Raw genomic sequence first — 13,106 nt, 5'->3', positions numbered from 1 at the left:
CCGCCGATGAGAGATGAGCGGTGGCGCCGACTTACTCCATCGTCTATCTTCGATATTCGATGAACCGAGGTCCCGGCGTCGCATCCCGGAGTTGCGGAGCCCGGTCTCCCGCTCGGCTGCCAGCATGTCGTCCAGCCCACAGGGGTCCCCAGTGAGTGAAGTGCAGGCGCTCGTCGTGTTCATCCTGCGGGAGATCCTGCACTACCTCCCGTGGTTCCTGGTCGCTGTCATCCTCGGCATATCGGTGCAGCGGCTCTCCATCGACGTGGTCGCCAGGCGCAGCTTCTCCCGGCGCGGGATCGCGGGGGTCGCGGTCGTGACGGCCATCGGTGCCTTCAGCCCGTTCTGCTCCTTCACCGTCATCCCGCTGATCCGCCGGTTCCTCATCGCGGGCGTTCCGCTGTCGGCGGTGATGTCCTTCTGGATCGCCTCCCCCTCGATGGACCCCGAGATCTACGCGCTCTCCGCCGCTCAGCTCGGCTTCCCGGTGGCCACGGCGCGGCTGGTGGGAGCGCTGATTCTCAGTTTCGGAGCCGGTCTGATCGTTCTCGCGCTGGAGCGGCGAGGGCGTTTCCGGGATCCGCTGCTGGCGGCCTCGAAGCCGCGGACCGCTGAAGCGACGTGCGGCGATACCGATCCCGGTGCCGCTGCGACGGCCTGCTCGACCGCCCAGGCGCCCGCGGCGGTGGCCGCAGGAGGCGCCGGCTCCACGGCGACCGCTGAGGAAACAGCTCCCCAGGGCGGTTGTCCCGCTTCCGCGAGGGCCGACTCGGACCCGCTGGCGGACGACGACGGGACACCGTGGCGCGTGCTGGTCCGGCGGGACGTGAAGAACCTCAAGCCCGTGGAGATCCTCAAGGAGATCTGGGGCGACTCGATCCATCTGGGGCGGTGGCTGCTGCTGGCCATCGTCCTGGAGGCGCTGATCATCCGCTACGTGCCGGGCGACATCGTCTCCTCCCTCCTGGGCACGGAGGGCGTGGTCTCCGTGCTGCTCGCGGGGGCCGTGAGCGTCCCGCTCTACCTCAACGGCGTCGGAGCCATCCCCGTCGTCGAGGGCCTTCTGAACCAGGGGATGGTCGGTGCCGCGGGGGTGACGTTCCTGCTGGGCGGTGCGGTGACGACGATTCCGGCGATGGTGGCCGTGAAGAGCGTCGTGAAACTGCCGGTCTTCGCCTTCTACCTCGGGGTGGGCTTCATAGGGAGCATCGGGCTCGGCCTGGTAGCCCTCCCCTTCATGTGAGACCGACGGGCCTCTCCCCCCGGGCCCGTCGGTCTCACGCCTCCTCATCGAGGGGGCGCGACCGCAGTTCTATGAGCCGACGCGGATCGGCCAGGTCCGCAGCCACCTGGTCGGGATCGTCTCCGACGGCGATCACGTGGCCGAAGCGGGACATGTAGCCGCGCGGCGGGAGGGCCAGCCTCGCCCCGGGCGGGGCGGTGGCCACCGCCTTGTGAACGGTCGGCCCCAGCAGGTCCGTGCGTACGACGGTCTCGACCGCCTGGCAGTCGGCTTCCGGGTACAGGAAGCGGATGGCCGCGGTACGTCTCGTCTTCGGGTTCGTGTCCGGGACGAGGCCGGCTGCGACGCTCGCGGCAGCGACGGAAGGGTCCGTGCCGGTCGCGAGCATTCCCAGGTAGGGGATGAAGTCGCCGCCGAGGCGAGCGTTGAGCTCGACGAGCCGCGGCCCGTCGAGGGTGAGCTTGAACTCCGCGTGGGTGGCGCCGTGTTCGAAGCCGAGCGCCCGGTGGACGCGATCGAGCTGATCCGTGAGATCCGCGTCGCTCAGCAGGGGGTCGGCGGCGTCAACGGTGTGGCCCGTCTCCTCGAAGTAGGGCTCCATGCCGACCTGTTTGCGCGCGAGGACCATGGGGGTCACGGCTCCGGAGGCGACGACGGAGTCGACACTGATCTCCGGGCCCGTGAGGTACTCCTCGACCAGGACGTCGGCGGCGTAGCGGGGTACGCCCGGCCACTGCGCGGAGGCTGCCGAGTGGAAGGCCTCCTCCACCGAGGCGGGGCCGTCCACGCGTATGACGCCGATACTTCCGCCCAGGCCGCGGGCCTTCACCACCACGGGATAGCCGATGGAGTCGGCTGCCTTCCGGGCCTCCTCCGCGGTGGTGACGGGAGTGGAGGCGGGCTGGGGCACGCCTGCCCCGGTCAGCAGGTCCCGGGTGGTCGCCTTGTCGCGGCAGGCGAGCACGGCTTCGGGTGATGCGCCCGGCAGATCGAGCCTCTGTGCGAGCCGGGCGCTGGAGTGCACGAGTGATTCGTCGTAGGTGAAGACGCCGGCCACGGTGTGCCGGGCGGTCACGGGGCCAGCAGCGGCGTGGAGGGCCTCCGGGGCACGGGTGTCGACCTGGGTGGTGCCCTGAACGTAGGGGAGCTGCCACGTGGGATCCGGGGCGTCGAGCAGCCAGAGCCTGAAGTGGCGGGCGACCGCGGCCACCATGTATTCGCGGTACCGGCGGTCGCCGCTGCCGATGAGCAGGAGCAGGGGCGCGGATTCGTCGGCGGTTTCCGGCTGGGCGGGCTGCTCCGGGGTGGGCATGTGGTGCGTCGTCCTCTCGGGGCTGCGGTGAGGCCGCGTGCGGATGGGCGATCGGTAGGAGCGGGGGCTACTGCGCGGGGGATCTCTGCCTGCGAGCTGCGCCGAGCAGTTCGGCGGCAGCTCGCGGCAGTTCGGTCGAGCACCGGGCGTCGATCGCGTAGAGCATGTTGGCGCCCGCGCGGTGGCGGGTCACGATCCTCACCTGGTGGAGCGTCCGCAGGTGGTGGGAGACGGTGGGCTGGCTCATCCTCAGGTGATCCACGACGGCGCCCGCCGGGACGGGACGCGGCTGTCGGGTCAGGAAGTCGACGATGAGGATGCGGGTGGGGTCGGACAGGGCCCGGAACCAGCCGGCGTACTCGGTGAGGGTCTCGTGGGCGAGTGGACGATCGGACACGGGTGACAGGCCCCTAACGGGCGATCAGGAAGACGACTGCCGCGACTGCCGCCGCGAAGGGCGGGGTGACGATCCAGGCGATGAGGAAGTCGCGGAGGGTCTTGCCGCTCAGCCGGCTGACGTCGGCCCCGGCCGATCCGGCGATGGCACCGGTCGAGGTGTGCGTGGTGGACATGGGAAGTCCGTAGCCGGCGCCGAGGCCGACCAGCGTGGCCGTGGTGAGGTTGGCCAGGAACCCTTCCTTGTGGTTCATGCGGATGACGCCCTCGCCCAGCCGTTCGGCCACGCGCATGCCGGCGGTGAGGGAACCCACCGCCATCGCGACGGCGACCAGCAGCGCCACCTGCCACGTCGTCATCCCGGCCGGTACGAGGGCGAAGGCGCCGATGGCCACGATCTTCGGAGTGTCGTTGAGGCCCCGGGCGAAGCCGGTGGCGCCGCTGGTCGTCCAGTGGAGCGCGGTCAGTCTGCAGCCTGGGCCCTCGGCGGTGGCGGCGCGGGAGGAGACAGCGGAGGCCTCAGGTGTGAGAACCGCTGCAGCGCCGGGAGCGCCGCCCGGGCCCGGGAGGGACTCCACGCCGGGGCCGTCCGTTGCGGATGTCTCCTGCGCACCGGTCCTCTTGCCGTTGCGGAAGACGAGCGCCAGCAGCAGCGATATCCCGTAGGCGACGCCGACGCTGACGAGCAGCGGGATCACCAGCTTCATGGGGATGGCGCTCCAGGCGATGCTGCTGGAGGCGAACAGCATCCCCGCGCCCAGCAGCGCGCCGATCAGGGCGTGCGTCGTGGAGACCGGCAGACGGAGGACCGTGGCCAGGGCGACCCAGCTGACGGTGCCGGCCAGCACTGCGACGGCGAACGCCTCGGTCGGCTCGGCTGTGACGATGCCTTTGGAGAAGAGCTTCGTCATCTTCTCGGCGAGCGCCAGCGAGCAGACGCACCCGGCGAACGTGGTCACGGTCCCCCAGAGGATGGCCGTGCGGTACTTCGTCACCCCCGCTCCCGCGAGAGTGGCGACGCCCTTGGGGACGTCGTTGCCGCCGTTGGCCGCGGCCAGCGCGGCGACGAGCACAAGGACGAGCACGGTGGTGAAAGACATGGCGGTGTCTCCATCGCAGGCGAAGGAAGGACCACTGGACACCGGGGCCGCTGAGGCGGGTGAGGACGTGCGCTCACCGGCACGGCTCCGGGCGTGCCGTTCGGCTCAGCAGCAGGTGCCACCTCCAGCGCCCTGCGGGGCGGGTTCCGTCCGGACGTCAGCCGGTTTGCGGGCCCGGACGATCGCGGCATGCAGGCCGTCCGCGGCTTCTTGGACGAAGTCGACCTCGGCGTCTTCCAGCCCCACAGCGGTCAGGAGTTCCAGGTACTCGGAGACGGAGAGGGCGCCGGCGATGCATTCGCTGTGGCTTCCGCGCTCGGCGCGTTCCTCGGGGCTGAGGCGGTCCTCGGCGACGACGTCGCTGATGCCGAGGCGTCCGCCCGGTGCCAGGACCCGGGACATCTCGGCGAACACGGCGGGCTTGTCGACGGACAGGTTGATGACGCAGTTGGAGATGATCACGTCGACGGTCGCGGCCGGCAGGGGGATCGCCTCGATGGTGCCCTTGAGGAGCACCACATTGTCCGCTTCGGCGTCCGCCACGTTGGCGGCGGCCAGGGCGAGCATCTCCTCGAGGAAGTCCAGGCCGAATACCCTCCCGTCGGGCCCGACACGGCGGGAGCTGAGAATGACGTCCAGGCCCGCCCCGGACCCCAAATCCAATACGGTCTCGCCCTCGCGCAGTTCGGCCACGGCGGTGGGGTTGCCGCAGCCCAGGCTGGCCAGGAGGGCCGCGTCCGTCGCCGCCCCCGGACGGACGTCCTGGTAAGCGGCAGGGCCGAAGGTCTCCGGGTCGGGTGAGCAGCAGGACCCGTTCGTCCCGGCCTCGTCGGCCTTCGCTCGGTAGTACGCACGCACCTCGTCCTGGAGCTTCGCGGCGGTGCCCGTGGATGTGTCGGTCATGGAACGGGTCCTTCGGATCAGGCGCCCGCGGGGGCGAGGCGGTGCACGGGACGGGGGTAGCCGGGCTTGAAGGAGACCGGCGAGGTGGCTGAGGAGCGGGCCCCGGTGGTCTGGTCGGCTGCTGCCACGGCATCGGTGACGGCGCGGTCGAGGTCGTCCGGCTCGCAGGCCACGCGGGCGTTGATCACCGCGCGGGCGCCGCCCGCAGCCGAAGCCGGGGTGCGGTCCACGGTGGGCTCCGCCCCCGCTTCGGTGAGACTCAGCTTGGCGAACTCGCCGTCGCCGACCTCCACGGTGAGCTTCGCGTGTCCCACCACCGCGCCCTGTTCCGCTGCCCAGCCGGACAGACGGGCGAGGACGGTACGGGCCCACTCTGTCGCGTCGAACTCCCCTTCAACAGCGGACAGTTCGACTTCCTGGTTCATCCAGGCCAGCTGGGCCTCGGCGGCGGCGTACCGGTCGTAGTCGACGTCCAGATCCACCGCCTGGTTCCCGGCGGGGGCCTCCCAGGCGGTCAGGAGCGTGTCCACGCCTTCGCCTGTCGTCGCCGAGTAGCCCACGACGGCGGCGTCGCCGTACTGCTTCCGCAGCCCGAGGAGCAACTCCCCGGCCTGGCCGGCGGGGATCGTGTCGAGCTTGTTCACGGCGATCACGTCGGCCTCGGTGAGCTGCTGCCGGAAGAGGTAGGACAGGTCCGACTCCGGCTCGCCTCGCTGCGCCGCCCGCTCGAAGGCCCGGTGCCGCAGCGGGTCGACGACCGTTGTCAGAGGCGCGACGACCATGTTCTCGCCGTAGTAGCGGCGCAGCGGCCGTACGACGGTGGCCTGCAGGTCGGTGCAGCTGCCGACGGCCTCGGCGATGACGGTGTCGACGCCGTCGGATTCCGTGAGCGCGACCACTGCCTCGACGAGGTCCTCGAACTTGCAGCAGAAGCATCCGCCGGTGACCTCGGCGACGCTGTCGAGCTTGCTGCGCACCAGGTGGGTGTCTACAAGCTCCACACCCTGGTCGTTGGTGATGACGGCGACCCGGTGGCCCTTCTCCTCCAGGGCCAGGGCGGTCGTGGTCATGGTGGTGGTCTTGCCCGCTCCCAGGAATCCGGTGAGCGGAATGAAAGTGATCATGTGTGTCCCCGTCTCGTGAGTCGGTGGCCGGTTCAGCCTGCGGAGCAGCAGCCGCCGGAGGACGTGTTCGTCAGCGGCAGGGAGGCGGGAGGGGCCGGAACCGCGTCCCCGAACGCGCTGCGCCTGCCCGAGCCGAACGCGTCGAGCCAGGCAGCGGCCCGGGGACGCAGGTCCGGGTCGGCGAGCAGCAGCGAGGTGGTCTTGGCGCGGGGCGTGCAACCGCGCAGAACCTTCGCCCGATGGGCGCCCGCACCGAACTCGACGGTCCGCAGCCCTTCGGCGTAGGCGTCGCGCACGGGGGCGTCGAGGACGAGGGCGAAGTAGACGCCGCTGCGCTCGCCGATGGCCGCGTAGTCGAAACCCGCCCACTTGGGGAAGAGCCGGTGCTGCTTGCGTATGGTGATGCAACTCGCGATCAGCTCGCCGTTCTTGCGTCCGAGGTAGGCTCGTACGTCCGCTCCCTCGTCGATGAGTGCCGTGAGGATGCCGGCGATGTGGCCGGGCTCCTCGCCCGCACCGTTCTTCTCCCGGTTGAGGCAGGTCAGCTCCGCGATGCGCTCCACATACGGGCGGATGCCGGTGCCGTCCACCCGCTCGATGGTGAGGCCCGCGGCCGCGGCCTTGCGGACGTCCGCTTTGATGCGCTGGCGCTTCTTCAACGGGAGCGCGGCGAGATGGCCTTCCCAGTCCGGGGCGTCCAGGCTCAGGTAGTCCTCATAGCCCCAGAAGGTGTGGTGTGCGCCGGCGGCGTCGAGGGCGGTCACCAGGTCCCGGCCGACGCGCCGGTCGGGGATCCACGGTGCGAGGACGCAGCGGATGCCCGCGTCGAACGCCGCCGGCAGAAGCTTCTCCACGAGCGTTCCCACCAGCGTGGGTGTCCAGAAGTTGTAGGCGAGGTCTGTGCGGTAGCCGAGCGGGGAGCCCAGCAGAAGGGTGGGGAAGAACGGGTCGGTGCCGAGCGCGTCGATCTCGGCGCTGCGCGCGGAGTCCGTCTCAGCACCGCAGCAGACCTCCTCGCCCGTGGGTGCCTGCCAGCCCAGATAGGTACGGGGCTCGTGGTCCACTGCCGGGGGTTCCGCGATGACGTATCCGGGGAGGACGGCCAGTTCGCCTCGGGCGCGGGTGGCGACGGTGTGCCAAGGCTGGGCTTCAGGGAGGACTTTCTCGGTGGCCGCCAGCCAGGTGGGGCCCAGGTACGGCCAGACGTCGGTGAGGTCGGTGAGCTCCTCGGACCAGGCCATCCGCGGAAGAGCCTGGCCGGTGGAGACGACGACGCGGGGTGATCCGCCCATCTCGGGCTCCTTCGGGTGGGAGGGACCGGTCAGCACTTCACGCAGCAACGGACCCTGCCCGCGTCCTCCGCGTCCGATCTTCGTTGCTGCCACAGCTCTTCGACCCGCCTGTCGGGGTGCCTCCACTCCGTCCAGAAGCCGCGGTCGACGGTCGCGATGTCCTCCATCCACGGTGAGGACAGCAGAGGCGACCCCTTGAACAGCAGCAGCCGGGTCTGGAGGGCCGTGGGGTCGGTCACGTGGGCGAGGTCCGCATCGACCAGCCAGTCCTCGAAGCCGAGCAGCTCGTCGTACTCGACCCAGGGGGTGAAGGGGATGAAGGTCGGATACAGCTCGAAGCCGATGCGCTTGGCCTCGACGACCGCCTGGCGCATGTGGTCGACGTCTATGTGCTTGTCGAAGATGCGCAGGATGCGGTCGGAGGGGAACTCCAGTGCGCAGGTGACGCGGCGCAGCCCGAGGGAGACCAGTCTCTCCAGCTCACGGGGGTAGCTGAGGACGTGGTCGACGCGGGTGGTGAACTCGAAGGTGAGGGGCCCGACGGCGTCCACGAGCCGTTCCACGATTCCTGCGCCGATGGTGCGGGAGTTGAAGAACTCCGCGTCGATGAAGCAGAAGTGGCGTACGCCCTCGTCGGCGAGCTGGAGTGCGTCGGCCAGGACGCTGTCCGACTCGTAGACGGCGATTCCGCCGTCGTAGGCGCCGTAGACGGAGCAGTAAGTGCACTTGTGGTGGCAGCCGCGGGACGCCTCGATGTTCCCCATCAGCCCGAAGGGCGAGTGATGGGCAGGGTAGTGGACGAGAGAGGGGAAGAGGTCCCGGTCCGGCGCTGATACGGAGATCCGGCGGCGGGGCGGCCTCGGACGCATGCCGCGCGACGTCATCAGGGCCGGGACCGCGTGCAGGCCGAGAGTTCCGCGCGCCAGACCGGACAACTCCTCGCTGATGAGCTCGGGTTCTTCCATGACGACGGCGTCCGCCGCATCGAGGAACTCGCGGTGGTTCATCTGCGCGTACTGACCGAATGCGACGACGGTCGTGGCGTAACGCTCCTTCAGCTCGCCCGCCAGGCTCAGTCCCCGTTCCAGACCCTCGAACTGCTGGACCGACACCAGCACCAGGTCGAACGGGCCCTCAGGGGCGGCGTCGGGCTGGAAATGCGCGTCCCAGCCGACGGTCTCCACGCTGTGAGCCTGCAGGGAGGCCGCCGCGTACGCACAGGTCAGAGGCTGCATCTCCGCTTCGAAAGCGGAGGCGACGAGCACACGTGGCTGAGTCACACTTCCCCCGGGAGTGAGTCAATCCAAGAAAGCGAACCGTGCGAAACGCGCTGTGCCGTCGGTGTGCGAAGGCTCGGGACGGCCGGAACACTGCCGCCTCTAGCGATACATGTCAATAGACCGATACGGAGTCCATCGCTGCACCCGTGTCATGGCAAGCCTCGGCACCGGTTCGCTGGGAGCCCTTCGGGAGTTCCGTCATGCTGCCGAAATTCATCATGTGCCGACTTCAGAAGTCGAATTGAGCTCGCTCGTCCTCCGGCCCTGTGACCGGTGCCGCCCTGGGAAGGCGTGCTTTGCGCAGCCGGTGACTCGTGTGGTGCCCCCGTGATACTCCATCGGCATCCTTCGATCGTGATCCCGTGCCGAGGTCTTCCCACGCGACGGAGGCGTCCCTACACTCCTGACGGACTCCCCAAGCCAGACCCAGTTCGAACCACGGCCCCACTCGGCGTGTCCGCACCCCGTACTTCGCGACGCCGACACGGACAGAACCGGACATGAGAGGACTGGCATGTCGCCGAAGACGCTCCCCCTCGTGGCATCACCCCAGCCGCAGCAGACGCTCGGTGCTCCGGCGCGGCGACTCCGGGTCGCACTCGTCAACATGCCGTGGGCGCGCTCCGATACGCCCTCCATCCAGTGCGGACTGCTCGCATCCGTCGTGCGGGAGGCGGGCCACGACTGCGCGGTGCACTACCTGAACGTCGAGCTGGCGGCCGTCGTGGGACCGGCGACGTACACCGGCATCGCCGAGGCGGGCGGCGAGCGCCTCCACCAGTTCGGCGAGTGGCTCTTCTCCTACGCCGCCCTCGGTGATGTCCGGCCCGAGGAGGACTACTACGCGGAGTTCCCCGAGGTGGAGAACATCTGGAGGGACGTCACCGGAGGAGGCCGCCCCGAGATCAGCGCTCTGCGCCGTGAAGTCCTGCCGCAGTGGCTGGCCCGCTGCGCAGAGGAGATCGACTGGGCGTCCTACGACGTCGTCGGCTTCTCCTCGACCTTCCTGCAGAACACCGCCTCACTCGCCATGGGCCGCATCCTGAAGGAGAGACACCCCGAGCTGACCGTCGTCTACGGCGGCGCCAACTTCGACGGGGAGATGGGCCAGGAGTACCTCACGGCCCTCCCCTGGATCGACCACGTCGTGACGGGAGAAGGAGACATCGCCTTCCCCACGCTCCTGCACCGCATCGCCGCCGGCGACGGCGCAGGTGTTCCCGGAGTGCGATCCAGAGGGGCGACCGCGCCGACCGGAGAGTCCCCGCGCACGCAGGACCTCGACACGCTCCCCGCCCCGGACTATTCGGACTACTTCACAAGCCTGCGCCGGCACGGCGAAACAGCAGTCCTGGGCGACGCGGAGGTCAAGCTGCTCGTCGAGTTCTCCCGCGGCTGCTGGTGGGGACAGAAGCACCACTGCACCTTCTGCGGCCTCAACGCACTCGGCATGGGCTTCCGTCCCAAGTCGGGCGCCCGGGCGCTGGAAGAACTCGAAAGCCTGCTGCGTGCGCATCCTGTCGCCCACGTCGAGGCAGTGGACAACATCCTCGACATGAAGCACCTGACGACGCTGTGCACGGACCTCGCGTCCCGGCACTGGGACGTCGAGATCTTCTACGAGGTCAAGGCGAACCTGACCCGCGCGCAGCTCGCCGTCCTCAAGCGGGCCGGGATCAACCGCATCCAGCCGGGCATCGAGAGCCTGAGCAGCCACATCCTCGACCTGATGCGGAAAGGCTCCACCCAGCTGATCAACGTCCGGCTGCTGAAGTGGGCGCGCTACCACGGCATCACCGTCGACTGGAACATCCTCAGCGGCTTCCCCGGCGAGACCGACGCCGACTACCAGGAGCAGGCGGCGCTGGTGCCGCTGCTGCACCACCTGCAGCCCCCGGCCTGCGGCGGCGTGATCTGGCTGGAGCGCTTCAGCCCGTACTTCACCGATCCGTCCCTCGGCCTGTCGAACGTGCGTCCCCGCTCCTGCTACGGCTACATCTATCCGGACACCCTCGACCATTCCAAGATCGCGTACTACTTCGACTACGACACGGATGCCGTTGCCTCACAGAGCGCTCGCGAGGAGCTCTACGGCGCGGTCGGTGGGTGGCGGGCCGTGTGGCGTGAACAGGAACCCCCGTCTCTCACCTACCGCCGTCTTCCCGCGCGCGTCGACATCGTCGACCGGCGCTCCGGCCAGGAGCAGCGCACCGTACTCGACGGCTGGCGGGCAGAGGCGTACGAGGCGTGCGGCGACACCGCCCACAGCGCCAAGCGCCTCCACCAGGACCTCCTCGACGCCGGCGCCGACGTGGCGCTGGCCGAGGTCTCCGCGTTCCTCGACGAGTGCTGCGACAGCGGCGTGATGATCTCCGAGGACGGCAAGTACCTCGCACTCGCGCTCCCGGACAACCCGCACCTGTAGAGGAGCGAGCAGCGCCGGCCGGGTACGAGCCTGGGCAGCGGGCGCACTGCAGCGGTCCCCGACCTCGGGCAACGGACATCACGCTGGTGAGCACCGGCTTCGGCGTTCAGCAACGGGATGGAGGGGGACGGTCAACGACTTGCCGTCGAACGCCGGCGAGCCACGCGGCCGTTCGGGGGTGATCTGAACGGGCGACCTCGTGGCGGCGAAGTGTTATGTCGATTCCTCAACTGGCCCTGACCCGCCGCCGTTGCGGAGGGCAGGGGCGGTGGTGTCTCGTGGCTGCGGCGAGGTCCGGCGACGGGCCGCAGAGGACACCGGCCGTCGTAGGCGCCCGTGCCACATGACCAGAGGGGGACAAGCGATGAAGTTCCGTCCGTTGGGCGATCCCGCCGTACAGGTATCCGCTGTGGGACTCGGCTGCATGGGCATGTCCATCGCTTACGGTCCAGCTGACGAGCAGGAGAGTCTCGCCACCCTCGACCGTGCCGCCGAACTGGGCGTCAACCTCCTCGACACGGCTGACGTCTACGGCCTCGGCGCGAACGAGGAGCTCATCGGCCGCTGGCTGAGCCGTCGCGACCGCGACGCCGTGTTCCTCTCGACCAAGTTCGCACTGAAGCGGGGCGCCACGACGGGGAGAGTGGACGAGGTCGACACCTCTGCCGCGTACGTGCCGGAGGCCTGCGACGCCTCGCTGGCCAGGCTAGGGACGGAACACATCGACCTGTACTACATGCACCGCCGTGACCCGGCCGTACCTGTCGAGGAGACCGTGGGCGCCATGGCGGCGCTCGTCGACGCCGGGAAGGTCCGCTTCCTCGGCCTCTCCGAGGTCAGCGCCCAGACCCTGCGCCGGGCGCATGCCGTGCACCCGATCGCCGCCGTCCAGCTCGAGTACTCGCTCTTCACCAGGGACGTGGTGGAGGGCGAGATGCTCGACACTTGCCGCGAACTCGACGTCGCCGTCGTGGCGTACTCACCGCTCGGCCGAGGCATGCTCGGGGGCGCGCTGCGCTCCCGCGAGGCTCTGTCCGAAGAGGACAACCGCCGAAGGTGGCCGCGCTTCGCCGAGGAGAACATCGACGGCAACCTCGCGCTGGTCGAAGCCGTGCGGGACGTCGCCGGACAGATCGGCTGCACACCCGCCCAGGCTGCTCTGTCCTGGCTCCTCGCCCAAGGCGAGGATGTCATTCCCATTCCGGGGACCAAGCGCAGGCGGTACCTGGAGGAGAACTGCGAAGCGGCGGACGTGACGCTCACTCCGGCCCAGGTGGCTCTCCTGAGCGAGGCGGTGCCGGCGCAGGCCGTGACCGGCGGACGCTACCCCGCGCAGGCACTGGCCCGCCTCGGCCACTGAACTGCCGGTCGGCAGCGACCCGTCTGACAGAGCACGGGCGCGTTCCTGCGTGAAGGCAGTGGCCGCGTCAGGGGTGCGTCCTCCGGCCGGTGCCGGTACAACGCCCCGACCACAGACGGCACTTCGCGAACCTCCCGGGGCTTCCCGCGGTTTCCTGGATCGGCGGAAGAGCCGGCGATGCGGCCTCGACAGGATTGTTTAGCGCCCCTTTGGCCCGGGCCGGGAGGCTGCAGGACAGCCTGCCGGACGCGGAGTCAGACCTCCGTGGCACAGGCGGGAAGTGGCCGACGGGGGAGCAGCCGGGACAAGGAGTGAAGAGATGACGCAGTACCTGATCTCGTTCGACGAGGCGGCGATGACCCTCCCGGAAGGGGAACTGCTCGAAGTGGCGAAGGCCGCGCACGCTGTGGAGCAGGAAGCCAAGGACGCCGGCGTGTGGGTGTTCGGCGGCGGGCTGAAGGACCACGGGGAGACGAGCGTGGTGGGCACCGACGGTGCGGTGAGTGACGGCCCCAAGGGTGACGGCGCGGGGCACCTCGGCGGATTCGCGGTCGTCGATGTGGCCTCCCGCGACGACGCGGTGAAGTGGGCCGCCAGGATCGCCCAGGCCTGCCGCTGTCCTCAGCAGCTCCGCGAGTTCATGCCCGATCCGACGGCCTGACGGTGGGCGC

At 69.7% G+C, this 13,106-nt stretch carries 11 protein-coding genes; 4 read left to right on the top strand and 7 right to left on the bottom strand.

Features of this window, described 5'->3' with window-relative positions:
- The first annotated feature begins 151 nt into the window (after window positions 1-151).
- Window positions 152-1,243, top strand: coding sequence for a permease (locus tag IEY56_RS20565; RefSeq protein WP_189038741.1), 1,092 nt, complete (start codon window positions 152-154; stop codon window positions 1,241-1,243).
- Between the two features lie 34 nt (window positions 1,244-1,277).
- Here the strand turns inward: IEY56_RS20565 and IEY56_RS20560 are convergent, their stop codons facing one another.
- The 7 genes from IEY56_RS20560 to arsL all read right to left on the bottom strand — a co-directional run bounded on the left by IEY56_RS20560 (window position 1,278) and on the right by arsL (window position 8,650).
- Window positions 1,278-2,555, bottom strand: a complete 1,278-nt coding sequence (locus IEY56_RS20560) for an ATP-grasp domain-containing protein (protein WP_189038740.1) — start codon at window positions 2,553-2,555, stop codon at window positions 1,278-1,280.
- A gap of 67 nt (window positions 2,556-2,622) precedes the next feature.
- Window positions 2,623-2,952, bottom strand: a complete 330-nt coding sequence (locus IEY56_RS20555) for an ArsR/SmtB family transcription factor (RefSeq protein WP_189038739.1) — start codon at window positions 2,950-2,952, stop codon at window positions 2,623-2,625.
- A gap of 13 nt (window positions 2,953-2,965) precedes the next feature.
- Window positions 2,966-4,051, bottom strand: coding sequence for an inorganic phosphate transporter (locus IEY56_RS20550; RefSeq protein WP_189038738.1), 1,086 nt, complete (start codon window positions 4,049-4,051; stop codon window positions 2,966-2,968).
- A 105-nt stretch (window positions 4,052-4,156) separates the two neighbouring features.
- On the bottom strand, window positions 4,157-4,954 hold the full coding sequence (locus IEY56_RS20545) for a methyltransferase domain-containing protein (RefSeq protein WP_189038737.1): 798 nt from the start codon (window positions 4,952-4,954) through the stop codon (window positions 4,157-4,159).
- 17 nt (window positions 4,955-4,971) lie between these two features.
- Window positions 4,972-6,078 (bottom strand): GTP-binding protein, encoded by a 1,107-nt coding sequence (locus tag IEY56_RS20540; RefSeq protein ID WP_189038736.1) that lies wholly within the window; start codon window positions 6,076-6,078, stop codon window positions 4,972-4,974.
- Between the two features lie 32 nt (window positions 6,079-6,110).
- Window positions 6,111-7,370 carry a GNAT family N-acetyltransferase gene (locus tag IEY56_RS20535; RefSeq protein WP_189038735.1) on the bottom strand — a complete coding sequence of 420 codons (1,260 nt, stop codon included), beginning with the start codon at window positions 7,368-7,370 and terminating at the stop codon, window positions 6,111-6,113.
- A 29-nt stretch (window positions 7,371-7,399) separates the two neighbouring features.
- Window positions 7,400-8,650 (bottom strand): arsinothricin biosynthesis radical SAM protein ArsL, encoded by a 1,251-nt coding sequence (arsL, locus tag IEY56_RS20530; protein ID WP_189038734.1) that lies wholly within the window; start codon window positions 8,648-8,650, stop codon window positions 7,400-7,402.
- A 538-nt stretch (window positions 8,651-9,188) separates the two neighbouring features.
- On the opposite strand from arsL, the gene IEY56_RS20525 reads away from it, so the two are divergent.
- From IEY56_RS20525 to IEY56_RS20515, 3 genes are all read left to right on the top strand, one after another.
- Window positions 9,189-11,075, top strand: a complete 1,887-nt coding sequence (locus IEY56_RS20525; protein WP_189038733.1) for a RiPP maturation radical SAM C-methyltransferase — start codon at window positions 9,189-9,191, stop codon at window positions 11,073-11,075.
- Between the two features lie 364 nt (window positions 11,076-11,439).
- Window positions 11,440-12,435: an aldo/keto reductase gene (locus tag IEY56_RS20520; RefSeq protein WP_189038732.1), complete on the top strand. Its 996-nt coding sequence runs from the start codon at window positions 11,440-11,442 to the stop codon at window positions 12,433-12,435.
- Window positions 12,436-12,754: 319 nt separating this feature from the next.
- The gene (locus tag IEY56_RS20515) at window positions 12,755-13,096 is read left to right on the top strand and encodes a YciI family protein (RefSeq protein WP_189038731.1); all 342 of its coding nucleotides are present in this window, start codon (window positions 12,755-12,757) and stop codon (window positions 13,094-13,096) included.
- Window positions 13,097-13,106 lie beyond the last annotated feature (10 nt).

The organism is Streptomyces daqingensis (assembly GCF_014645895.1).
Classification (GTDB): domain Bacteria; phylum Actinomycetota; class Actinomycetes; order Streptomycetales; family Streptomycetaceae; genus Streptomyces; species Streptomyces daqingensis.
The sequence above is the reverse complement of the archived record's forward strand: the minus strand, read 5'-3'. Positions and strand labels throughout refer to the sequence as shown.